Below are 22,766 nucleotides of genomic sequence, written 5' to 3' on the forward strand. Positions count from 1 at the left end.
CACGGCGCCGCCTCGGGAGCCGCGCGCCGCGGAACGCCGAGGCGGACCGCCGGCCACGGCCCGCGCACGCCTGCCCGACCTCGGCCGAATAGTGGTCTGGACCGGCCCCCGGATGATCTGAGACCGTTCCCGGGGCGGTCGCGAACGACGCCCCCGGGACGGTTCGGGACCGTTCCACACAGCACCTCCACCAGCTTTCCTGCGCATCCCTGTTCCTGACGGCACGTCAGTTCAGTAATCTGACTACGCGTCAGCTATTGAGATTCGTCGAGGTTCATCGAGCAGGAGCGGGCGGAACGATGCTTGGATCTACTCACGGCACCCTCACCACCGACTTCCGCGCACGTGTCGAGGCCTGCGGGGAGACCCCCAGGACGGCCGTCCACTCCACGGCGGCCCCGTCCGCCGAGGACACGGTCGCGCTGGACGTCAGCGGTCGGCCCCTGCACGCCGACGCTCCCGACCTGGACCGGTTCTTCCGGCCCGAGTCCGTGGCGGTCATCGGCGCCTCGGACGCCGACGGCAGACCGAACACCGGCATCACCCGCCAGCTCATCGCGTGGGCCGAGCGCGTGGGTGCCCGGCTCCACCCCGTCCATCCCACCCGGGCCAGCGTGTTCGGGCTGCCGTGCCACGCCTCCGTGGCCGATCTGCCCGAACAGGTGGACCTCGCGGTCCTCCTCGTGGCCGACCCGCTGCCCGTCGTGGAGCAGCTGGCCGAGGCCAAGGTGAAGTTCGCCGTCGCCTTCGCCTCCGGCTTCGCCGAGACCGGCGACGAGGGCGCCGCCGCGCAGGCCCGCCTGGGCGCCGCCGTCCGGCGGTCGGGCCTGCGCCTGCTCGGCCCCAACACGAACCTCAACGCCTTCGAGAGGTTCCGCGAAGACCTCGACGGCCCGGCCATCGCGCTGATCACCCAGTCCGGCCACCAGGGCCGCCCCGTCTACACCCTCCAGGAGCTCGGCATCCGCCTCTCCCACTGGGCTCCCACGGGCAACGAGGCCGACCTCGAAACCTCCGACTTCATCTCCTACTTCGCCGAGCAGCCCGAGGTCGGGGCCATCGCCTGCTACGTGGAAGGCCTCAAGGACGGCCGGCAGTTCCTGCTGGCCGCCGACCGGGCCGCCCGCAACGGCGTGCCCGTCGTCGCCGTCAAGGTCGGGCGCACCGAGACCGGCGCGCGTATGGCCGCCTCCCACACCGGGAAGCTGACCGGCGCGGACACCGTCGTGGACGCCGCCATGCGGCAGTTCGGTGTGATCCGCGTCGACGGCCTCGACGAACTCCAGGACACCGCCGCTCTGCTGGCCCGGGCGCGCAAGCCGGTCGCCGACGGGGTCGTCGTGTACTCGATCTCCGGCGGTACCGGCGCCCACTTCTCCGACCTGGCCACCGAGGCGGGGCTCAGCATCCCCACCCTCTCGCAGGCCAAGCAGGACGAGCTCCACCAGTGGATCCCGGAGTACCTGGGCGTCTCCAACCCCGTGGACAACGGCGGCCACCCGGTCGGCGACTGGCGCGGCCGTAAGATCATCGACGCGATCCTGGCCGATCCCTCCGTAGGCGTCCTCATCTGTCCGATCACCGGCCCCTTCCCCCCGATGAGCGACAAGCTCGCCCAGGACCTCGTGGACGCGGCCGAGCAGACCGACAAGCTGATCTGCGTGATCTGGGGCTCCCCCGTCGGCACCGAGGAGGCGTACCGCACCACGCTCCTGGGCTCCTCCCGGGTAGCGACGTTCCGCACCTTCGGCAACTGCATCACCGCCGTCCGCGCCTACCTCGGCCACCACCGCTTCACCGCGTCCTACCGCTCCCCCTTCGAGGACGCCCCACGTACCACCTCGCCCTCCTTCCGCAAGGCCCAGGCGCTCATGCGCCCGGGCCAGCAGCTCAGCGAGCACTCGGCGAAGCAGCTCCTGCGCGCCTACGGGATACGGGTGCCCCGGGAGCAGCTGGTGACCAGCGCGGCCGCCGCCGTACGGGCGGCCGGGCTGGTCGGGTACCCGGTGGTCATGAAGGCCTCGGGGCCGCAGCTCGCGCACAAGACGGAGCTGGGGCTGGTGAAGATCGGCCTGACCTCGGCGAGCCAGATCCGCGACGCCTACCGGGAGCTGACCGACATCGCGCGCTACGAGAACGTCCCCCTCGACGGGATCCTCGTCTGCCAGATGGTGGAGCGGGGCGTCGAGATGGTCGTCGGGGTCACCCAGGACGACCTCTTCGGCCCGACGGTGACGGTGGGGCTCGGCGGGGTCCTCGTGGAGGTGCTGCACGACGTGGCGGTCAGGGTGCCGCCGTTCGGGGAGGACCAGGCGAGGGCCATGCTCGGTGAGCTCCGCGGGCACGCGCTGCTGGAGGGGGTGCGGGGGGCGCCGCCGGCCGATGTGGACGCACTGGTGGAGGTCATCCTCCGGGTCCAGCGGATGGCGATGGAACTGGGCGACGAGCTGTCGGAGCTGGACATCAACCCGTTGATGGTGCTGCCGCGCGGGCAGGGCGCGGTGGCGCTGGACGCCCTCGCCATCTGCCGCTGACCGTCAAACGCCGGACGGCTGAAAGGCCCACCCACGGCCGGAACTGAGGAAGGGCGCCCGGCCGGGGCTGGGGGTGGGGTGGGGTGTCGGCCGGGACGTAAAGCGTGATGTGTGGCGCGAGGTACCCAGGAAGACCCGAAGCAACGGGTAGGGCGCCCAAATCATGCGGTCCCGGCCGACACCCCACCCCACCCCCACCCCCGGCCCACCCGCAGCCCCCACCCCACCCACAGCCCCCACCCCAGCCGCCCGCGGACCCCCACCCCACCCGGAGACCCAATGACCCGCACCCCCGAGGACGAAGTCCTCCACCGCCTGGAGACCGGCGTCTCGTGGATCACACTCAACCGCCCCGACGCCATGAACGCCGTCACCTGGGACCAGCGCGAACGCGTCATCGCCCTGCTCGCCGAGGCCTCCGCCGACCCCGCCGTGCGGGCCGTCGTCATCACCGCCACCGGCAAGGGCTTCTGCGCGGGCGCCGACCTGCGCGGGGCCCCGGCCGGGCCCGCCGCCGGGGAGCGCGTGGCCGGCGACGTGGCCCGCATGATCCGGCTCGGCGCGCAGCGCCTGATCACCGCCGTGCTCGACTGCGAGAAGCCGGTCCTCGCCGCCGTGAACGGCACGGCGGCCGGTATCGGCGCCCATCTCGCGCTCGCCTGCGACCTGGTCATCGCCGCCGAACCGGCCCGGTTCATCGAGGTGTTCGTCCGCCGAGGCCTGGTCCCCGACGGTGCGGGCGCGTACCTCCTGCCGCGCCTGATCGGCCCGCAGAAGGCGAAGGAGCTGATGTTCTTCGGCGACGCCGTCCCCGCGGCCGAGGCCGAACGCCTCGGTCTGGTCAACAAGGTGGTCCCCGCCGAGGCCCTCGAGGAGACCGCCCGCGCGTGGGCGGAGCGGCTCGCGCAGGGCCCCACCCGCGCCCTGGCCATGACGAAGCAGCTGGTCAACGCCTCCCTGGACAGCGACCGGGCGACGGCGCTCGCCGCCGAGGCCACCGCCCAGGAGCTGAACATGACCACGGCCGACGCGAACGAGGGCGTCGCCAGCTTCGTGGAGCGCCGCACCCCCAAGTACCTCGGCAGGTAGCCGGCGGCGCCACCTCGCACGTCCTCCCGGTCCGCCGTACCGTGTCCGTATCTGTGGGATGTATGGCGCCATGGCCATGGCGGGAAGGCGAACGGGACCCGAAGACTGGGGTGGACCGGCCCCAGGAGAGGATCAGGACGATGACCAGGACGCCGACCACGCCTACGACTCCGACCACGCCTACGACGCCAACGGCTCCGCCGACGAGCGCACTCAGGATCCAGGCACCGGACTCGAGACTGGCGAAGGAGGCGACCGAGCTCGTCCGGGACGCCGTCAGCGAGTTGCTCTACGACCATTCCCGGCGCGTGTACTTCTTCGGCGCCCTGCAGGGTGCCCGGCTCGGCCTCGATTTCGACCCGGAGCTGCTGTACGTGGCGGCGATGTTCCACGACCTGGGCCTCACCGGGCCCTTCCACGCCAGCGGCCGGCGCTTCGAGGTGGACGGAGCCGACGAGGCCCGCCGGTTCCTACGGGCGCACCAGGTCCCCGAGGACTCCGTCCGCCGGGTGTGGACGGCGATCGCCCTGCACACCACCCCGGGCATCCCGGAGTTCATGGAGCCGGAGGTGGCGCTGGTGACGGTGGGCGTGGCGTACGACGTCGCGGGCATCGGCTACCACGACCTCGATGCGGCCGACCGCGAGGCGGTGGTCGCCCTGCATCCGCGCCCCCGGTTCAAGGAGCGCATCCTGGAGGCCTTCGCCGAGGGCGTGGGGCCCAAGCCCGAAACGGCCTTCGGGAACATCAAGGCCGATGTCCTCGCCCACCACGTGCCCGGTTTCGAGCGCGGGGACTTCGTACGCCTCGTCCTGGACTCCCCGTGGGCCGAGTAGCCGCGCACCCCGTCGTCATCGTCGCCTTCGACGGCGTGCAGCTGCTCGATGTCACGGGTCCCGCCGAGGTGTTCAGCACCGCCAACTCCTACGGCGCCCACTACGACGTGCGGATCGTCTCCCCGACCGGCACCGACGTCGTCACGTCCTCCGGCGTGCGCATCGGCGCGGACGGCGGCCCCCGCAGCCTGCCGCCGCGGCCCGGGACGGTCGTCGTCCCCGGCCGCAGCGACTGGCGGCGGGCCGTCGCCGACCCGGCGCTGACGAGCCTGGTCGCCGAGCTCGTGCGCCGGTCGCGCCGGGTCACCTCGGTGTGCGCCGGTGCCTTCGTCCTGGCGGAGACCGGGGTGCTCAACGGGCGGCGGGCGGTCACGCACTGGCGGCTCGCCGCTCAGCTCGCGGCGGCGTACCCGCGGGTGCGGGTGGAGGCCGATCCGGTGTTCGTCCAGGACGGGCACGTCATCACCTCCGCCGGGGTCACCTCGGGCATCGACCTGGCCCTGTCCCTGGTGGAGGCCGACCACGGGCCCGCCACGGCCCGGGAGGTCGCGCGGGAGCTGGTCGTCTTCATGGCCAGGCCCGGCGGCCAGTCCCAGTACAGTGCCCGGCTGACTCCGCGCGAGGCCAAGCACCCGGTCCTGCGCACGGTGATGGACGCGATCGGGGCCGACCCGCGCCTCGCGCTCGAGGACGTCACCCGCGAGGCCGGGGTCAGCGGCCGCCACCTGGCCCGGCTCTTCCGTGCCGAGACAGGGATGACGCCTGGGCAGTACGTGGAATCCGTCCGCCTGGAAGCCGCCCAGGCCCTCCTCGAAGCCGGCGACGACCCGATGGACACGGTGGCCGCGCAGTCCGGCTTCGGTTCCGCCGAAACGATGCGCCGCGTCTTCCAGCACGCCCTGGACATCGCCCCGACCGCCTACCGCGCCCGCTTCCGCAGTACGCGGACGTCCCCTTCGTCGGGGTCGCCGATCAGCACGAACAGTTCCGGGCTTTCCGCCGTACCGGCCAGTTCCCATTCCAGTGAGGCCTTCGGGCACCCCGGGACATCGAGGAGGACACCCGCCCGGTAGGAGTCGGCCGCCTGCCTCGACTTCCACGTCCCGCGCCCCGTGCAGCGGCCCTCCTCGTCCCAGCCGCGCACCACCGGCAGTCCTCCCGCCACCACCGCGCCCCGCGCGTCGAGTTCCAGCCGGACGCCGTCGCCGGTCCACACACCGATGTAGTCGGCGCGCTGCAGGACCGGCGGCTCGTACGGGGGCCAGGCGATCGCGGCGACGATGGCGGCGAGCATCGCGATCGCCGCCGGTCCCAGCGTCCAGCGCCGTACCGAGGCCTTCGTCTTCTGCCGCATCCGCGCGTACACCGCCACGACCACCGGGAGCACCCCGGCGGCCGCCGTCCAGCCCCAGGTGGCCGCGTACGAGCTGCTGGTCAGCAGGGCCATCGGCGCGGCGTACACGGCTGCGAGCAGGGCCGCGGCCGGCAGGGCCCACCAGGGTGCGGGGATGCGGGTGCGGACGCCCGCGGCGTTCGAGAGTTCCATGACCGGTGTGGTGAACAGGGCGCTGTGCACCCAGCCCACCCCGAACATCAGCGCCGGCTGGAGGGTGCACATGAAGGCGAAGGAGAAGAGGATGCCGATGCCGCCGCCGTAGCCCCGGCCGTAGGGTTCCTCCGTGAAGGAGACCAGCTGCCAGAACACCGCCGCGGCTTGGAACTGCCCCGCGGCGACGGTCTCCGCGCCCGGCGCGACACCGCTCCAGTCGCGCGGGCGCTCCGGCGCCGTACCCACGTCCGTACCCACGTCCGTACCCGCGTCCGTACCCGCGTCGTCCGGCACGTCGTCGCGCACACCGACACGCACGTCGTTGGACATGACGAGTCCCCCCTCGACATCAATTGAACACGTTCAACTGACGCAGACCCCACACCCCCCTTCCCATCTGACGCACCGTCAGCTTCAATCGTTGATGTGATGGGACACGCAGGGATGGCGGCCACCGTCGTCCGATACCTCAGGTCAGTCGGCTCCCCCACCTCCGCCGCCGCGGAGCCCGGGGCCGAGCCCGTCGAAGCACTGCCCCGCCCCGATCTGCGGGCGGTGGGCGAGGACGAACGGGTACCCGTCAGTCCCGCCGAATTCCGCGCCGTACTGGGCAACTTCGCCAGTGGGGTCACGATCATCACCGCCCCGCCCGGCGAGGGCGAGGGCGGCCCGGCCGGCTTCGCCTGCCAGTCCTTCGCCTCGCTCTCCCTCGACCCGCCGCTGGTCACGTTCATGGTGGCCCGTACGTCGACCACCTGGCCCCGCATCGCGCGCGCCGGGGTGTTCTGCGTCAACATCCTCGGCGCCGAACAGGGCGAGCTGTGCCGGGCCTTCGCGATCAGCGGCGCCGACAAGTTCGCCGGAGTGGCCCACACCCCGGCCCCCGCCACCGGATCACCGCAGCTCGACGCGGTGCCCGCCTGGATCGACTGCCGGATCCACGCCGTGCACACCGGCGGGGACCACCTGATCGTCGTCGGCAAGGTCGAGGCCATGGGCGCGGCCGGCGAGGGCGACCCGCTCCTCTTCCACAAGGGCCGCTTCGGCCGCTTCTCCGACTGACGCGCCCCGAACACCCGGCCCCGCTGCGGGTGAGGAGGGCCGGCCGGGAACCGGGCCGCGGGTCCGACCGGGGGTCGGGCGGCCCGGCCGGGCTCAGAACGTGAGCACCCCGCGCGCCACCCGGCCGTGGTGGGCGTCGTCCACGGCCTTGGCGAAGTCCTCGACCGGATAGGTCTCCGTCACCAGTTCGTCCAGCAGCAGCCTGCCCTGGCGGTAGAGCTCCGCGTAGAGCGCGATGTCCCGCTGCGGGCGCGAGGACCCGTACCGGCAGCCCATGATCGTCTTGTCCAGGTACATGGACGAGACCTGGAACGAGGCCTCCTCCTTGAAGCCGGGCACGCCGAGCAGGATCGCCTGTCCGTGCCGGTCCAGGAGGTCGACGGCCTGCCGGATCAGCTTGACGTTGCCCACGCACTCGAAGGCGTGGTCCGCGCCCGTGGGCAGGATCTCGCGGACGGCCGCCGAGGAGTCGGCCACCGCCGAGGCGTCGATGAAGTGCGTGGCGCCGAACTGCCGGGCCACCGCCTCCTTCGCCGGGTTCGCGTCGATCGCCACGATGGTCGTGGCTCCCGCGATCCGCGCGCCCTGCAGGACGTTGAGCCCGATGCCGCCGGTGCCGATGACGACCACGCTCTCGCCCCGGTCCACCTTGGCCCGGTTCAGGACGGCGCCCACGCCCGTCAGCACCCCGCAGCCGATCAACGCGGCCGAGGCCAGCGGGATGTCCTTGGGGATCTTCACCGCCTGCACGGCCTTGACGATGGTCCGCTCGGCGAAGGCCGAGTTGGAGGCGAACTGGTAGAGCGGCGTGCCGGCCCGCGAGAACGGCTGTCCCGGCATCCCGATCGCCTTGCGGCACATGGTCGGCCGGCCCCGGTCGCAGTCCGCGCACGCCCCGCAGTTGGCGAGCGTGGACAGTGAGACGTGGTCGCCGGGTGCCACGTGCGTGACTCCGGACCCGATCGCCTCCACCACTCCCGCGCCCTCGTGCCCGAGCACCACCGGTGGCGGGAACGGGATCGTCCCGTCGATCACCGACAGATCGCTGTGGCACAGTCCGGCCGCCGACACCGCGACCAGCACCTCCCCCGGCCCCGGGTCCCGGATCTCCAGATCGTCGACCACCCGGGCCTGCTTGCCGTCGAATACGACGCCTCTCACCTGGACTCCTTAGGCAGGCCGAGCACGCGCTCGGCGATGATGTTGCGCTGGATCTCGTCCGAGCCGCCGTAGATCGTGTCGGCGCGGGTGAACAGGAACAGCCGCTGCTCCTCGTCGAGGCCTAGTTCGTACGGGACCTCTCTCGCCCAGTCCGCGGGCCCCGCGGTGGCCACCGCGCCCCGTACGGCCACCGCCAGCTCGCCGAGGCGCCGGTGCCAGCCGCCCCACAGCAGCTTGGCCACGCTGGGTGCGCCCGGGTCCCCGTCCTGGGAGCCCAGCGTCCGCAGCGCGTTCCACCGCATGGCGCACAGCTCGGCCCACTGCCGTACGAGGCGTTCGCGCAGGACGGGGTCGCCCGCGCCCGCGGCCACGTACGCCGCGACCACGCGCTGCAGTTCCGCCGCGAAGCCGATCTGCTGGACGAGCGTGGAGACCCCGCGTTCCAGTGCGAGCAGTCCCATGGCCACGGACCAGCCGTTGCCCTCCCCGCCCACGACCTCGGCGGCGACGGCCCCGTCGAAGAACACCTCGTTGAACTCGGAGGTCCCCGACATCTGCCGGATCGGCCTGACCTCGACCTTCCCCGGCTGGTCCATCCGTACGAGGAGGAAGGACAGCCCCCGGTGCCGCTTGGAGCCGGCCCCGGTCCGGGCCAGGACGAAGCACCAGTCGGCGTCCTGGGCCAGGGAGGTCCAGATCTTCTGGCCGGTGACGCGGTGCAGCCCGTCGGCCGGGTCCCGTACGGCGGTCGTACGGATCCCGGCGAGATCGGAGCCGGCGCCCGGTTCGGAGTACCCCTGGCACCACAGCTCCTCGCCGCGGGCGATGCCGGGCAGGAAGCGGGCCCGCTGCTCCGGGGAGCCGTAGGCGATCAGCGTCGGCGCGAGGAGGTTCTCGCCGATGTGGCCCACCCGGGCGGGGGCGCGCGCCGCCGCGTACTCCTCGGCCCACACCACCTGCCCGGTGAGGGAGAGCCGCCGGTTCCCGTACGCGCCGCCGGGTCCCCCCTCCGCCTCCCAGCCCTGGCCGATCCAGCCGCCGCGGCCCAGCTCGCGCTCCCACGCGCGCCGGGCACCGACCCCCTCGTGCTCACTGCCCGGCCCGCCCAGGCCGACCGCCTCCTCGTACGGGCCCACGAGGTGCTCCGCCAGCCACGCCCGGGCGCGGCCGCGCAGCTCCTCGTCCTCGGCGCCGAAGCTGAAGTCCATGGACGCCCCTTACTGGTTGGGGCGGTCCTTGGCGGCCGCCGCCTTGGCCATCGCTTCGAGCTGCGCGAGCATCGGCATCGGATCGGTACCGACCGTCCCGGGCAGGAAGTCGGCGATCTTCTCGGGGGTCCAGGAGCCCTCGGCGTACCCGGCGCGCAGTTCGCGCGGCTGGGCCCAGACGGCGATCTTCGGGCCGGCGATCGTGTAGACCTGGCCGGTGATCCTCTCGCCGCCGACGGCGACGGCCCGGTCGGAGAGCAGGTAGGTGACGAGCGCCGCGACGTCCTCGGGTTCGCCGATCTCCTTGAGCTCCATCGGCACGTTGGCCGACATCCGCGTCCGCGCGACGGGGGCGACGGCGTTGGAGGTCACCCCGTACTTGGCCAGTCCCAGCGCGGCCGACCGTACGAGCGAGATGATCCCGCCCTTGGCCGCGCTGTAGTTGGCCTGCGCCACCGAGCCCTGGTGGTTTCCGCTGGTGAAGCCGATCAGCGTGCCGGTGCCCTGGCGGCGCATGACGGCCGAGGCGGCCCGGAAGACGGTGAAGGTGCCCTTGAGGTGGGTGGCGACCACCGGGTCCCACTCCTCCTCGGACATGTTGAACAGCATCCGCTCGCGCAGGATGCCGGCGACGCACACGACTCCGTCGATGCGTCCGTACTGGGCGAGCGCGGTGTCGACGATGCGCTGACCGCCCGCCATGGTCGAGATGTCGTCGGCGACGGCGACGGCTTCGCCGCCCGCCGCGATGATCTCCTTCACCACGGATTCGGCGATCTCGCTGGTCGGTTCCCCGCCCTCGATGCCGACGCCGTAGTCGTTGACGACGACCTTGGCACCCTCGGCGGCCGCGGCGAGTGCCACGGCCCGCCCGATGCCCCGGCCGGCGCCTGTGACGGCGACGACTTTGCCTGCCAAGAAGTTCCCCACGTCCGGCCCCTTCCCGCGTTTTCTGACGGACCGTTAGATTCTATGGGCAGTCAGATGTGCCAGCACAAGCCCCAGTTCATTACCGCGGTTCATTTCCGCAGTTCATTTCGCTACGAGGAGCTGATGAGAGCCATGGGCATGCCCGCCGAGTTCCACGACATCGCCAAGCGCGTCAACAACTGGGGCCGCTGGGGTGGCGACGACGAGATCGGCACCCTCAACCTCATCACCGACGAGGTCGTCCGCGCGGCCGCGGCCGGAATCCGCACGGGGCGCCGGATCCCGCTCGCGCTGCCGCTCAAGGAGGACGGGGTGCAGTCCGGCATGATCCCCGGCCGGATCAACCCCCTGCACACGATGGTGCAGATCAACCAGGAGCTCTTCGGTCCGGGCACGGTGGCCTGCAGCGACGACGCGGTGACCTTCGGGCTCCAGGCCGGCACGCACTGGGACGCCCTCACCCACGTCTCGCACTCGGGGAAGATCTACAACGGCCGCCCGGCCGGCACCATCACGGCGCACGGACGCGCGGAGTTCAGCGGCATCGACAAGGCCGGGCACATCGTCTCGCGCGGCGTCCTGCTGGACGTGGCCCGCGCCAAGGGCCTGGACCGGCTCCCCGGCGGCCACGCGGTGACCCCGGAAGACCTGGCGGAGGCAGAGGAGTTCGGCGGCGTCACCGTCCGCGCGGGGGACATCGTGCTGGTGCGCACCGGTCAGGTGCAGGTCTACCTCGCGGGCGACAAGCACGGCTACGGCTACCCCTCGCCCGGCCTGTCCGTCCGCACGCCCGAGTGGTTCCACGCGCGGGACGTGGCGGCCGTCGCGAACGACACCCTGACTTTCGAGATCTTCCCGCCGGAGATCGAGAACCTGTGGCTGCCCGTGCACGCGCTGGACCTGGTCGAGATGGGCATGCACCAGGGCCAGAACTGGAACCTTGAAAAGTTGTCCACAGCCTGTGCGGAAGAAAACCTCTACTCCTTCCTCCTCTCCGCCATGCCGGAGCCCTTCGTCGGCGCGGTGGGCACCCCGGTGGCCCCGGTCGCCATCCTCTGACCAGGGGCCCGTACCTCTCACGGAAGGGTGAGCACGTCCTCGATGGCGGCGCGGGCCTCCTCGTCACGCAGGAACGCCCGGTAGTCCCGGTACGGGGACAGGCGCCGGTCGGAGCCCTTCACCCGGCGGAGCGCGGTGCGCGCCGCCGGGCTGATCCGACCGATCCGGGCCAGAGCCCCCAGTGCTTCGACGAGGAATCCGTAGCTCTCGTCGCCGTCGGCCACCGGCAGGACGTACTCCTCCAGGACCGACGCGCTCGGCTCGGGCTCGCCCGTGATCGACCACAGCACGATCGCACTCCGCATCCGGTACCAGCCCTCGGTGTTCTCCATGACGTGCCGGACCCGGCCGGCGTACGGCGCCGCCGCGGGGCCGAAGTCGGCCAGGAGGAGGACCGGTCCGTAGACCGGGGCCCGCGCGTTCAGCACCGCTTCGCCCAGCGTCCGCAGGACCGACGCGTCGCCGCCCGCCGTGCGCCAGACGCCCCAGGCCACCTTGTGGTGGTTCCCCGGGTGGTCGAGGACCGTACAGGCGCGCAGGGCCGGTCCGGCGGACGCGGCGGCCGGCCCCATGGCGGCCAGCACGTCGACGGCCGGCAGCGAGGACCGCGCGTCGTCCAGCAGCGGCAGGATCTCCGGCAGCGCGGCGACCGCGGCCGGCCCCCACGCCTTCAGCACCTGGAGGAACTGCCCGGTGAGCGGGCCGACCCCGCCGCTCCGCGCGGCGTGGTGCCGCATCGCCTCCCGCAGGGAGGGCAGCAGGACCTCCGCGTGCGCCCGCAGCGGTACCAGCACCTCGTGGATGTCCGGGAGGCGCGGCGCGCCCCCGCCGTAGCCGCGACCGCGGTCCTCCCGGTCGGGCGCGTAGAGCCGGTCGACGAGCCCGGGGAGGGCGCGCGGGTCGCCGATCCGGACCAGTGCCCAGCCCGCGTAGTCCCCGACGGTCCCCCCGATGCAGTCGAAGTCGTCCCCGCCCGGGTCGTCGAGGAGCGCGGCGAGCCGGTCCGCGTACTCCGCCGCCCGCGGGCCGAGCACCGCGAGGAGGTTCGCCGCCCTGAGCCGCACCGCGTCGTCCGGATCCCCCAGCAGCCCGCCCGCCACGGGCAGCAGCGCGGGCGCCGCGGACGGCCGGAGGACCAGCAGCCGCCACGCCTCACCCAGTGCGGCCCGGCACAGCGCGGCGTCCCCGGCCCGGCCCGCGGCGCCCGCGAGCCGGGCCACGAACCGCACCGCCGCCTCCGGGTCGTGGTCGAACAGGCTGGTCACCCAGGGGACGGCGTCCTCGCGGGAGTACACGAACTCGCGGGAGGACGAGTACTCGGCGCCCCGCCCGCACCAGAGCGCCTCGAACTCCGGCCGCGTGGTGGTGTCGCAGAGGATCTCCAGCAGCAGCCCGGCCCGCTGGAGCGGAACGTCCGGGTCCAGATGTGCCCAGGCGCAGACGGCCGCGACCTTCATGACGGGGCTCCCCCCGCGCAGCACGTCGGCCAGCGCCCCCCGCACCCGCTCCACAGCCCCCGGCGCACCCTCGGCGGACGGGACCGCGGCCGCCACCGGCCGGACCTGGGCCTCCGCCACGCCGATGCCGTACCTGGCCGGCCCGGCCGTGGCTCCGGCGGCGGCAGCCGCCGCCTCGCCCAGAGCGAGGAGCAGTGGCAGCCGTACCGCCGGATCCGTCTCGGTCCGCCACCGCTCCAGCAGCGGCCCGGCCCCGTCCACCAGAGGAAGGGCTGCCCGCCGGACCCCGGGGTCCGGGTCCGCGAGCAGCGTCCGGACCGCTTCCCGCTGGTCCCGCCAGGCCGCGGGCCACCCCTCGTCCACCAGGGCGGGCGCGGCCCGCGCCGCCGTCACGGCCAGGGCCACCAGCATCTCGACGAGCACCACCCGGTCCCCCGCGTCCGGATCGGCGACGAGGGCCGTCACGAACGGCAGTGCGGCGGTCGCCGCGGGGACCACTTCGCCGCTCCCCACGGCGAGGCAGCGGCTCAGTGCGGAGCAGTCCGTTTCGTTCGCGGCCCCGCCCTTCCGCGCGAGCCGCCGCAGCAGCCGGGGCACCTGGCCGGCCGGGTACTCGGGATCCCCCGACTCGAACCGGTCCCACGCCACCGCGTCCAGAGCCTCCAGCGCCTCCACCGGAAAGTCCGTCATTCCCACCCCGTCGCCCCGGCCCGTCGTCTCACGAGCCGCTCGCGGGCAGTGTGTCCCGCGGCCGGCGGTCCCCGCACCGGAGATTGGCCGGAACCGAGCTCCTGACTGCGGCCCGGACGGCTCCGGCGCTCCGCCGGGGCTGCTCAGCCCGCCCGTTCGGACCGTACGGACCGAACGGGCAGGCCGGGCCTGCGGGTGGCGGCAGCGCGCATGCACGCCCCGAGCGCGGCACGGCGGCCGCCACCCCACGACCCGCACTCGTCAAGGAAGGACTGACCCTTGGCGTCCCCTCGCGACGAATCGTTCAACACAAGGGTGATCAACAGTTGACGAACCGTCAACACCTCGTTAGAGGTACACGCGCGGTTCCCGGATCGCGCCCCGGGTTTCCGGGCCGCCCGGGGCAGTGTCCGCCCCGCAGTCCGAGGCGCAGTCCTCCGCCGCCTTCTCCGCCAGGTCGATCTCGCACCAGATCCGTTTCCCGGCGCCCTCGCGCTGCCAGCCCCAGCGGTCCGCCAGCCCGTCCACCAGCTCCAGCCCGCGGCCGCCCGTATCGTCCCCGGCGGCCTGGCGCGGGGACGGTGCCCGGTCGCTCGCGTCGGCGACCTCCACCCGCACCCCCGGCTCCCCGAACAGCATGCGCAGCACGGCCGGACAGCCGGTGTGCACGACGGCGTTGGTGACCAGCTCGGAGATCAGCAGGATCAGCGTCTCGGCGAGCGGCTCGTCGTCCCCTATGCCGCAGCCCGCCAGCCGTGAACGGGCCCATCGGCGGGCCCGGCCGACCTCGGCGGGGTCCGGTCCTACCTCCAGCTGCACCTGAAGCACCTGCACCGCTCACACCATCCGAACCGGCGGACACTTCGCCTCGCGACAGGACAGGGTCACCGAGTGTGACCCCGTTGCGGAGCAGCATGGTTGACATACAGTCACCACAACAAGCGCTTCGGGCATATTCCAGCGTGAAGGAGTAAGCGTGGTGCATACTGTGCGGCGCTCGCGCCGCTCAACCGCTCGCATTCCCGGGAGCGTACCGGAGCGGCCACCCACCTCCGGGCCTCAATGAGTCGGGCGAAGGACACAAACCGATATCAACTCTCTGTAATCGGACATGCGTCCCGCGCCGTCCCTCCCGTGCCCGGCCGTCACAGCGAGCGAGCGAACAGACGGGCGAGCAGGCCACCCCGTCCCGGACCGCCCCGCTCCGGGCCACCCCGCTCCGGGCCACCCCGCTTCGGGCCACCCCGCTCCGGGCCACCCCGCCGGTGCAACGCCTCCGCCGCGAGCACACCGCCGTGAGCCCTCCGCCATCAGTACTCCGCCGTCAGCGCCTCCGCCATCAGTTCCTCCGCCAGCACCTCCTGCGCCCGCGCCGCCGTCCCCCACTGCTCGGCCCGCACCCACGCCCGCTTCAGGTGCAGGTGCACGTCCGCCTCCCACGTGAAGCCCATCCCGCCGTGCACCTGCAGGCAGTCCCGGGCATTGCGGACGGCCGCCTCGTCGGCCAGCAGCTTGGCCGCCGCCACCTCCGCCGGTTCCTGCGTCACCGCCGCCGCGTAGACCGCCGTACGGGCCACCTCGGCCCGCACCAGCATCTGCGCGCACAGGTGCTTGACCGCCTGGAACGCTCCGATCGGCTGCCCGAACTGCTCGCGCTCCTTCGCGTACCGCACCGCCAGCTCCACGGTGCGCAGCGCACTGCCGAGTTGGAGCGCCGCTGTCAGCAGCGCCCCCGCTCCGCGGACCCCGGGGCCGTACCCGGCGACGCGCGCCGCACTCTCCACCGGCGCGGACACCCGCGTCAGCGGCGTGAGCGGATCCGCCGACCGCACCGGCTCCCCGGCGGGCACCGCGGCGGCCCCGAGCACGGCGTCGGCCTCGCCGAGGTGGCACACGAGCGGCCCCTCCAGGTCGAAGGCCGTCACCACGGCCTCCCCCTCCGCGGCCCCCGTCACGACTCCGGCGGCCAGGTGGGTGGCGACCAGCGGCCCCGGCAGGAGCGCCCGGCCGGCCTCCTCGAAGACGAGGACCGCCTCCGCCAGCCCCAGCCCGACCCCTCCCTCGCTCTCCGGGAGCCGCAGCGCGAAGAACCCGGCCGCGCCGAGCTCCCGCCAGAGCGACCGGTCCACGGACCGGCCCGTGCCCGCCGCCCGGTCGACCGAGGCCCGCAGCTCCTCGCGCCCGTACCGCCCCGCCAGCAGGTCCCGTACGCCTGCCCGCAGGTCCCGCTGGTCCTGCGTCGGCTGGAAGTCCACGCAACGCTCACCTGCCCTTCGGAAGGCCGAGGATCCGCTCGGCGACGATGTTCCGCTGGATCTGCGAGGTGCCCGCCGCGATCGTGTACGAGAGCGAGGAGAGCCGGTCCAGGGTCCACTCCTCGTCCAGCGAGAGGGAGTACGGACCCAGCACCTCGGCGGCGGTGTCGTAGAGCTCCTGGCGCGCGTGCGAGTACGCCAGCTTGAAGACGCTGCCGCCGATGCCGGGCACCCCGCCCGAGCGCTCGGACTCGCTGACGTTCCACTGCGTGAGCCGCCACAGGGCGCCGAACTCCCCGTACAGCCGGCCCAGCCGCCGCCGCAGCACCGGGTCGTCCCAGCGCCCGTTCGCCTTCGCGGCGCGCGCCAGAGCGCCCAGGGTGCGCCGGCAGGCGACGACCTCGCCGACGAAGGCGGTGCCGCGCTCGAAGGACAGGGTCACCATCGTGACCCGCCAGCCGTCGTTCTCCGCCCCGACCCGATTGGCGACCGGGACCCGCACCTCGTCGAGGAACATCTCGGCGAACTCGGTCGACCCGGCCAGTGTGCGCAGCGGCCGGATCGTCACCCCCGGCGCGTCCATCGGCATGGCCAGCCAGGAGATCCCCCGGTGCTTCGGGACCGTCGCGCTGACGGGCTCCGTGCGCACCAGCAGCTCGCACCAGTCGGCGACCTCCGCGTGCGAGGTCCAGATCTTCGACCCGGTGATCACGTACTCGTCGCCGTCGCGGACGGCGCGGGTGCGCAGCGAGGCCAGGTCGGAGCCCGCGTCGGGCTCGCTGAACCCCTGGCACCAGACCTCGTCGCCGCGCAGCACGGGCGGCAGCCACCGCGCCCGCTGCTCGGCGGTGCCCTCGGCGGCGATGGTCGGGCCGGCGTGCAGCAGCCCGACGAAGTTCGCGCCGACGTACGGGGCTCCCGCGCGCTCGGTCTCCTCGAGGAAGATCAGGTGCTGCGTGGGGGTGGCCCCGCGCCCACCTGCGTCGACCGGCCAGTGCAGTCCGGCGTACCCGGCGTCGTAGAGCCTGCGCTGCCAGCCCGCGTCGTGGGCGCGGCGGCCCGGCCAGTCGTCGGGCGAGGGCCTGGGCGGCAGTTCGGGGAGCACCTTGGCGAGCCAGGCCCGCAGCCGGGCCCGGAACTCCTGCTCCTCCTCGGTGTAGGTGAGGTCCACCGCGCCTACCGCCCCGCCCGCCGGTCCCGGTCGAAGTCCAGGCCGAGCATCCGGATGGCGTTGCCGCGCATCAGTTTGTAGACGGTCTCCTCGTCCAGTCCCTTGACGTGGTCGAGGGCGACCTCCTTGGTGTGCGGGAAGGTCGAGTCCACGTGCGGGTAGTCGGTCTCGAAGGTGGCGTTGTCGCGCCCGACGACGTCCAGCGAGGCGATGCCGTGCTTGTCACGGAAGAAGCAGCAGAACATCTGCCGGTAGTAGTACGTGGACGGCGGCTCGGGGATCAGGTCCTTGACCCCGCCCCAGGCGCGGTGCTCCTGCCACACGTCGTCGGCGCGCTCCAGGGCGTACGGGATCCAGCCCATCTGGCCCTCGCTGTACGCCAGCTTGAGCGTCGGGAACTTCACCAGCACGCCGCTGAACAGGAAGTCCATCATCGAGGCCATGGCGTTGTTGAAGCTGAGCGAGGCCTGCACGGCGGGCGGCGCGTCGGGAGAGGCGGCGGGCATCTGCGAGCTGGACCCGATGTGCATGTTGACGACGGTGCCGGTCTCCTGGCAGACGGCGAAGAAGGGGTCCCAGTAGCCGGAGTGGATGGACGGCAGTCCCAGGTAGGTCGGGATCTCGGAGAAGGTCACCGCCCGGACCCCGCGCGCCGCGTTGCGGCGGATCTCCGCGACGGCCAGGTCGATGTCCCAGAGCGGGATGATGCAGAGCGGGATGAGCCGGCCGCCGCTGTCCCCGCACCACTCCTCGACCATCCAGTCGTTGTAGGCGCGCACGCAGGCCAGGGCGACCTCCTTGTCGTGTGCCTCGGCGAAGGTCTGCCCGCAGAAGCGCGGGAAGGTCGGGAAGCACAGGGAGGCCTCGACGTGGTTGAGGTCCATGTCGAGCAGGCGCGCCTTGGGGTCCCAGCAGCCGCGCCGCATCTCCTCGCGGGTGATGCCCTCCAGGGTCATCTCGTCCCGGTCGAAGCCGACGGCGGCAATGTTGCGCTTGTACGGGAACTTCAGGTCCTCGTAGATCCACCAGTCGGTGGGCGGGCCGTCGGGGTCCATGGTGATCACGTACTTGCCGCCGGTGTAGGCGAGCTCGCCGATGCCCGCGGTCAGGGCCTTGGGTCCGCGGTCGCGGTACTTGGCCGGGAGCCAGACGTCGAAGAGGTGGGCGGGTTCGATGACGTGGTCGTCGACGCTGATGATCCGAGGCAGTTCCATGGTGTCCCCTCGCTGAATCTGATGGAGCGTCAGAAATCTGGAACCAAGCTAGCCCCCCACCCCTGGACCGACAAGCGTCAGCGCTCTACGCTCTGCGCTTGATCTGACTATCCGTCAGGTGCCATCGGCCAGGGGAGGGCGGTCCGGGATGACGGACAGCACCGCAGTCGAACTCAGCCGGTCCCGGACCCTCTGGGACCTGATCGCCCGCCGGGCCGCCATGACCCCCGACGCCCCCGTGCTCATCGAGGCGGCCGAGGACCCCGCCGACGACCGCCGGCTGACCTTCGAGGAACTGCGGACACGCTCCGAGCAGGTCGCGGCAGGCCTGTACGACATGGGGGTGCGCCCCGGCACGGTGGTCGCCTGGCAGCTGCCCACCCGCATCGAGACCGTCCTGCTCTCGGTCGCCCTCGCCCGCATCGGCGCCGTCCAGACCCCCGTCATCCCCTTCTACCGGGACCGCGAGGTCGGCTTCGCCCTCCGTGAGTCCAAGGCGGAGTTCTTCGCGGTCCCCGGCGTCTGGCGCGGCTTCGACCACACGGGGATGGCACACCGCCTCGGCGCGCGCGGGGTCTTCGAGGCCTACGACTCCCTCCCGTCCGGGGACCCGGCCGTCCTGCCCCCGCCCCCGCAGGACGGTGTCTCGGTCCGGTGGATCTACTGGACCTCGGGCACCACCTCGGACCCCAAGGGCGTCCTGCACACGGACCGCTCCCTCATCGCGGGCGGCTCCTGCCTGGCCCACGCCCTGCACCTCTCACCGGCCGACGTCGGCTCGATGGCCTTCCCGTTCGCCCACATCGCCGGCCCCGACTACACGGTGATGCTCCTGCTCTACGGGTTCCCGGCGGTCCTCTTCGAGAAGTTCGCCATGCCCGGCGCCCTGGACGGCTACCGCCGCCACGGGGTCACGGTCGCCGGCGGCTCCACCGCCTTCTACTCGATGTTCCTCACCGAGCAGCGCAAGGACCCGGCCACCAGGCTCATCCCCACCCTCCGCCTCCTCGCGGGCGGCGGCGCCCCGAAACCCCCGGAGATCTACCACGCGGTCGTCCGCGAACTGGGCTGCCAGCTCACCCACGGCTACGGCATGACCGAGGTTCCGATGATCACCATGGGCGCCCCCGACGACACGTCCGAGAACCTCGCCACCACGGAGGGCCGCCCCCCGGCGGGCATGTCGATCCGCATCACCACCCCGGAAGGCACCGTGCTCCCCCCGGACACCGACGGGGAGGTCCGGCTGCGCGGCGAAGCGGTCTGCCGGGGCTACCTGAACCGGGAGGAGGACACCGGGGTCTTCGACTCCGACGGCTACCTGGTCACCGGCGACCTCGGCCACCTCACGAAGGACGGCTACCTGGTCCTGACGGGCCGCAGCAAGGACGTGATCATCCGCAAGGGCGAGAACATCTCCGCGAAGGAGATCGAGGACCTGCTCCACCAGCTCCCGGCGATAGCCGACGTGGCGGTCATCGGCCTCCCGGACCCCGAACGCGGCGAACGCGTCTGCGCGGTCGTGGAACAGCCCGCCGGCGCACCCCCGCTCACCCTGCCCGAACTGACGGCGCACCTGCGCGCGCAGGGCCTCTCCACCCACAAACTCCCGGAACAGCTGGAGCTGGTCGACGCCCTCCCGCGCAACGACGCCCTGCGCAAGGTCCTCAAGTACAAGCTGCGCGAACGCTTCGCGTAACTCGGCGGCGCCTGGCCACGGGGCCCGGCGGCCCCGTGTCCCGCACCGCCCGGCCTGGGCCTACGCGTCCGGCGCCGCCACTCCGCAGTAGCCCGCGAAGGCCGCCAGGATCTCGTCCTCCGTGATGCGGCCGTCGCCGTCCGCGTCCAGGGCCGCCGCCACCGGGCCTGCCAGTTCCTCCGGGGTGCCGAGGACGCGCAGGACACGTGCCGTCGCCCCCGGGGTCGCGCCGCCGCCGTCGGAGTCCGCCACCGCGATCACCGCCCGCAGGAACGGCCGCGCGATCTCCGCGAACCGCTGCGGGTTGTCCCGCAGCCGCTTCGCCGCGCCGGTGATGAACTCCTCGCGGGTCACCCGCTGGTCCCCGTCCACGTCCGCGATGCCGGCCATGCCCTGCCAGAAGGCCTCCGCGCCCGCGAAGATGTCCTGGCCCTTGTCGGAGCGGGCCGCCACGGCGAACTCGGCCAGCACCGCCTTCGCCGCCGCGCTGAAGTCCTCCCGGTCGATATAGCCGTTCCCGTCCTGGTCGAAGGTCGCGAATCGGGCGGCGATCTTGCGCTCGTATTCTGCGCTGTCCATATTCGGCGTTCCGCCTTCACATGTGCGGTGGGGTGCAGTTCAAGACAAGGCAGGAGCGTAAGGCCTACGTGGCCTGCGCGTTAAGCGAAGCGGGCAAGCAGGTGGCCGCATCGAACCAGCGCACGAGGAGCGCGGCGGGGCGCGTACATCTGTGCCCATGTGCCATGGCACTCCTCCCGGTTCGCAGCGTTCACACCGCGCAACGCCACTATCACGCAGGGCGCACTTCCAGGGCGAGCTTCTGGCAAAACAGGCGCACATCGCTGTGTGCCCACTACATTCGAGTGGTCGACACACGGCTGCGAAACCGGGAACCCGGCTGGGGGCACGATGCCGAAGGACGCACCACCGCGCTGGGACCGCCGCATGCAGCAGCGCCTGGCCCGCGGCGAGGCCGCCGCGCTCGGCGAACTGTACGACCGGTTCGCCTCACTCGTTCACAGCCTGGCCCACCGGGTCCTCGGCGACGAGAAGGCCGCCGACCGGATCACCCGCGAGGTGTTCGGGTACATCTGGGAGAACCCGGACGCCTACGACCCCAAGCAGGGCTCCATGCGTTCCTGGGTCGCCCGCATCACCCAGGGACAGGCCGTCGCCCGCCTGCGCCAGGCCGAACTGGGCCGCGGCTCCCGCGAGGAGCTGGAGCAGAAGGTGCGCACCGCCAACGCGGCCGCCCGCGCGGACTTCATCGTCACCTCCATGCCCGCACCCCTGCGGGCCGCGCTCGAACTGGCCTACTTCAAGCGCCGCGACTACCGGCAGGCCGCCGCCGACCTGCAGATCAGCGAGGACGAGGCCCGGCGCCGGCTGCGGCTGGGCCTGCAACTGCTGTCCACGGCCAACGCCGTCCCGCGCGACGACATGGTCCCGCCCGGACACGGCCCCTCCGGATATGGAACGGCACGATGAGCACCCCCTTCGAAGGCGCCGCCGAAGACGGCGAAGAGTACGAGCGGCCCCCGGGCGGCGGTGGCCCGCCGCGCATACCGGGCCCGCGCGCCGCGGCCGACGACCTCGACTACACCGAGTACGCGGAGGCCGCCGACTACCCGGAGTACACCGCGACCACGTACCCCGCCCACATGGAGCCGCCGGCCCCGGCCGCCCCGCCCACGCCCCCGCCCACCCATGCCGTACTGAAGTCCCTGCTGGGCGCATGGGCCCTCGCGGCCTGCTCCGCCGACGAGACCCAGGCCGTCGAGGACCACCTCACCGAATGCGCGCCCTGCGCCGAAGAGGCACTACGACTGCGCGACGCCGTGGGGCTGCTGCACCCGGAGGAGAGCCTCGACCTCAAGCCGCTGCTGCGCTCGCGCGTGCTGGAGGACTGCCTCGGCAAGCGTCCGGCCCGGATCCCGGTGCCGGTGTGGGCGAGCCCGTACGACACCGAGACGGCGCGGCTCGACGCGCTGCTACGGGACTTCGGGGACTCGGAGTGGCACACGCCGGTCCGGCTCAAGTGGTTCGAGGAGGAGCGGCGCCAGTCCCGCCGGACCACGGTGGCCGGGGTCATCGGGCACCTGCTGGCGGTGGACGGCCTCGTCGCGGCCGCGCTGGGCCTGGACGACCCGCTGGGCCGGGACGCGGCGTCGGGCAACCCCACCGAGCGCACGGAGCGGTTCTGGGGCGACTCCCCGTACCCGACCACCCGGCGGGTCCGCGAACCGTGGCGGGAGCAGGGCCACACCCTGGTCCGTACGGTGTCCTTCGCGGGCCGCGGCGTGGCCGAACTGTCCGTCGACTACGGGCCCTTCGCCCTCCCCCTCGGGGACGCCTTCCTGGAGCGGGCCTTCGAGTGCTGGGTGCACGCCGTGGACATCGCGGAGGCGGTGGACTACCCGTACGAGCCGCCGTCCGCGCCCCATCTGAACCGCATGATCGACCTGGCGGCCCGGCTCCTGCCGGCGGCCCTGGCCGGACGCCGGCGGGCGGGACTGGCGGCGCCGCCGCGCGGGCTGGTCGCGGCCGGGGCGCCGGGCCGGACCCTGCACCTGGAGATCGAGGGCGCGGGAGGCGGCGGCTGGGACATCGCGCTGGACTCCCCGGCGGCGAAACCCTCGCCGGACCACACGGTGGCGCGGATCGCCCTGGACGGCTTCGAGTTCTGTCAGCTGGCCGCGGGCCACATCTCCCCGGAGGAGGCGGCCGTCGGCCAGAACGGCGACCGCGAGGCCATCCGCGACGTCCTCTTCGCGGCGGCCTCGCTGAGCCGGCTCTAGGCCGTCGGCCTGGGCCGCCTCCTCCGGATCTCGGCGTACCGGTCCCGTCCTCGC

The 22,766-nt window shown here is 72.9% G+C and carries 18 protein-coding genes; 9 read left to right on the forward strand and 9 right to left on the reverse strand.

Going from position 1 to position 22,766, the window contains the following annotated elements:
• Positions 1-299: 299 nt before the first annotated feature.
• The 5 genes from OG389_RS17205 to OG389_RS17225 all read left to right on the forward strand — a co-directional run bounded on the left by OG389_RS17205 (position 300) and on the right by OG389_RS17225 (position 7,070).
• Positions 300-2,534, forward strand: a complete 2,235-nt coding sequence (locus OG389_RS17205) for an acetate--CoA ligase family protein (protein WP_328299380.1) — start codon at positions 300-302, stop codon at positions 2,532-2,534.
• 279 nt (positions 2,535-2,813) lie between these two features.
• Positions 2,814-3,623 (forward strand): enoyl-CoA hydratase/isomerase family protein, encoded by an 810-nt coding sequence (locus tag OG389_RS17210; protein ID WP_328299381.1) that lies wholly within the window; start codon positions 2,814-2,816, stop codon positions 3,621-3,623.
• Between the two features lie 140 nt (positions 3,624-3,763).
• Positions 3,764-4,459, forward strand: a complete 696-nt coding sequence (locus OG389_RS17215) for an HD domain-containing protein (protein WP_328299382.1) — start codon at positions 3,764-3,766, stop codon at positions 4,457-4,459.
• The gene (locus OG389_RS17220; protein ID WP_328299383.1) at positions 4,447-5,532 is read left to right on the forward strand and encodes a GlxA family transcriptional regulator; all 1,086 of its coding nucleotides are present in this window, start codon (positions 4,447-4,449) and stop codon (positions 5,530-5,532) included. The genes OG389_RS17215 and OG389_RS17220 overlap by 13 nt, the downstream gene beginning before the upstream one ends.
• A gap of 920 nt (positions 5,533-6,452) precedes the next feature.
• On the forward strand, positions 6,453-7,070 hold the full coding sequence (locus OG389_RS17225; RefSeq protein WP_328303853.1) for a flavin reductase family protein: 618 nt from the start codon (positions 6,453-6,455) through the stop codon (positions 7,068-7,070).
• Positions 7,071-7,163: 93 nt separating this feature from the next.
• Here the strand turns inward: OG389_RS17225 and OG389_RS17230 are convergent, their stop codons facing one another.
• The 3 genes from OG389_RS17230 to OG389_RS17240 are packed head-to-tail and all read right to left on the reverse strand — an operon-like array spanning position 7,164 to position 10,369.
• Positions 7,164-8,231, reverse strand: a complete 1,068-nt coding sequence (locus OG389_RS17230; RefSeq protein ID WP_328299384.1) for a Zn-dependent alcohol dehydrogenase — start codon at positions 8,229-8,231, stop codon at positions 7,164-7,166.
• A complete protein-coding gene (locus OG389_RS17235) occupies positions 8,228-9,439 on the reverse strand; it encodes an acyl-CoA dehydrogenase family protein (RefSeq protein WP_328299385.1) in 1,212 nt (403 codons plus the stop codon). The genes OG389_RS17230 and OG389_RS17235 overlap by 4 nt, the downstream gene beginning before the upstream one ends.
• 9 nt (positions 9,440-9,448) lie before the next feature.
• On the reverse strand, positions 9,449-10,369 hold the full coding sequence (locus OG389_RS17240; RefSeq protein WP_328299386.1) for an SDR family oxidoreductase: 921 nt from the start codon (positions 10,367-10,369) through the stop codon (positions 9,449-9,451).
• Positions 10,370-10,501: 132 nt separating this feature from the next.
• Here OG389_RS17240 and OG389_RS17245 point away from each other — a divergent pair, with 132 nt between their 5' ends.
• Positions 10,502-11,428 (forward strand): cyclase family protein, encoded by a 927-nt coding sequence (locus OG389_RS17245; RefSeq protein ID WP_328303855.1) that lies wholly within the window; start codon positions 10,502-10,504, stop codon positions 11,426-11,428.
• 17 nt (positions 11,429-11,445) lie between these two features.
• Here OG389_RS17245 and OG389_RS17250 read toward each other — a convergent pair whose 3' ends face one another.
• The 5 genes from OG389_RS17250 to OG389_RS17270 form a co-directional block, all read right to left on the reverse strand.
• On the reverse strand, positions 11,446-13,575 hold the full coding sequence (locus OG389_RS17250; protein WP_328299387.1) for a HEAT repeat domain-containing protein: 2,130 nt from the start codon (positions 13,573-13,575) through the stop codon (positions 11,446-11,448).
• Between the two features lie 348 nt (positions 13,576-13,923).
• Positions 13,924-14,409 carry an ATP-binding protein gene (locus OG389_RS17255; RefSeq protein ID WP_328299388.1) on the reverse strand — a complete coding sequence of 162 codons (486 nt, stop codon included), beginning with the start codon at positions 14,407-14,409 and terminating at the stop codon, positions 13,924-13,926.
• Positions 14,410-14,885: 476 nt separating this feature from the next.
• Entirely contained in the window at positions 14,886-15,830 is a 945-nt protein-coding gene (locus OG389_RS17260) for an acyl-CoA dehydrogenase family protein (protein WP_328299389.1), read from the reverse strand.
• 7 nt (positions 15,831-15,837) lie between these two features.
• Positions 15,838-17,001 carry an acyl-CoA dehydrogenase gene (locus OG389_RS17265; RefSeq protein WP_328299390.1) on the reverse strand — a complete coding sequence of 388 codons (1,164 nt, stop codon included), beginning with the start codon at positions 16,999-17,001 and terminating at the stop codon, positions 15,838-15,840.
• 5 nt (positions 17,002-17,006) lie between these two features.
• Positions 17,007-18,215: an amidohydrolase family protein gene (locus OG389_RS17270; protein WP_328299391.1), complete on the reverse strand. Its 1,209-nt coding sequence runs from the start codon at positions 18,213-18,215 to the stop codon at positions 17,007-17,009.
• A 148-nt stretch (positions 18,216-18,363) separates the two neighbouring features.
• On the opposite strand from OG389_RS17270, the gene OG389_RS17275 reads away from it, so the two are divergent.
• A complete protein-coding gene (locus OG389_RS17275) occupies positions 18,364-19,914 on the forward strand; it encodes a class I adenylate-forming enzyme family protein (RefSeq protein ID WP_328299392.1) in 1,551 nt (516 codons plus the stop codon).
• Positions 19,915-19,974: 60 nt separating this feature from the next.
• Here OG389_RS17275 and OG389_RS17280 read toward each other — a convergent pair whose 3' ends face one another.
• On the reverse strand, positions 19,975-20,493 hold the full coding sequence (locus OG389_RS17280) for an EF-hand domain-containing protein (protein WP_328299393.1): 519 nt from the start codon (positions 20,491-20,493) through the stop codon (positions 19,975-19,977).
• Between the two features lie 330 nt (positions 20,494-20,823).
• Between OG389_RS17280 and OG389_RS17285 the strand changes: the two genes are divergently transcribed.
• Both OG389_RS17285 and OG389_RS17290 read left to right on the forward strand, forming a co-directional pair.
• Positions 20,824-21,402 (forward strand): sigma factor, encoded by a 579-nt coding sequence (locus OG389_RS17285; protein WP_328299394.1) that lies wholly within the window; start codon positions 20,824-20,826, stop codon positions 21,400-21,402.
• Complete coding sequence (locus OG389_RS17290; protein ID WP_328299395.1) at positions 21,399-22,712, forward strand: maleylpyruvate isomerase N-terminal domain-containing protein; 1,314 nt, start codon at positions 21,399-21,401, stop codon at positions 22,710-22,712. The genes OG389_RS17285 and OG389_RS17290 overlap by 4 nt, the downstream gene beginning before the upstream one ends.
• The last annotated feature ends 54 nt before the right edge of the window (positions 22,713-22,766 follow it).

Origin of the sequence: Streptomyces sp. NBC_00435 (genome assembly GCF_036014235.1) — a bacterium.
GTDB lineage: Bacteria > Actinomycetota > Actinomycetes > Streptomycetales > Streptomycetaceae > Streptomyces.

Coding starts and splice junctions, on each gene's coding strand:
- OG389_RS17250 (WP_328299387.1), bottom strand. CDS start 13,575: ATGACGGACTTTCCGGTGGAGGCGCTGGAGGCTCTGGACGCGGTGGCG.
- OG389_RS17285 (WP_328299394.1), top strand. CDS start 20,824: ATGCCGAAGGACGCACCACCGCGCTGGGACCGCCGCATGCAGCAGCGC.
- OG389_RS17215 (WP_328299382.1), top strand. CDS start 3,764: ATGACCAGGACGCCGACCACGCCTACGACTCCGACCACGCCTACGACG.
- OG389_RS17210 (WP_328299381.1), top strand. CDS start 2,814: ATGACCCGCACCCCCGAGGACGAAGTCCTCCACCGCCTGGAGACCGGC.
- OG389_RS17205 (WP_328299380.1), top strand. CDS start 300: ATGCTTGGATCTACTCACGGCACCCTCACCACCGACTTCCGCGCACGT.
- OG389_RS17235 (WP_328299385.1), bottom strand. CDS start 9,439: ATGGACTTCAGCTTCGGCGCCGAGGACGAGGAGCTGCGCGGCCGCGCC.
- OG389_RS17225 (WP_328303853.1), top strand. CDS start 6,453: ATGGCGGCCACCGTCGTCCGATACCTCAGGTCAGTCGGCTCCCCCACC.
- OG389_RS17245 (WP_328303855.1), top strand. CDS start 10,502: ATGGGCATGCCCGCCGAGTTCCACGACATCGCCAAGCGCGTCAACAAC.
- OG389_RS17290 (WP_328299395.1), top strand. CDS start 21,399: ATGAGCACCCCCTTCGAAGGCGCCGCCGAAGACGGCGAAGAGTACGAG.
- OG389_RS17270 (WP_328299391.1), bottom strand. CDS start 18,215: ATGGAACTGCCTCGGATCATCAGCGTCGACGACCACGTCATCGAACCC.
- OG389_RS17275 (WP_328299392.1), top strand. CDS start 18,364: ATGACGGACAGCACCGCAGTCGAACTCAGCCGGTCCCGGACCCTCTGG.
- OG389_RS17280 (WP_328299393.1), bottom strand. CDS start 20,493: ATGGACAGCGCAGAATACGAGCGCAAGATCGCCGCCCGATTCGCGACC.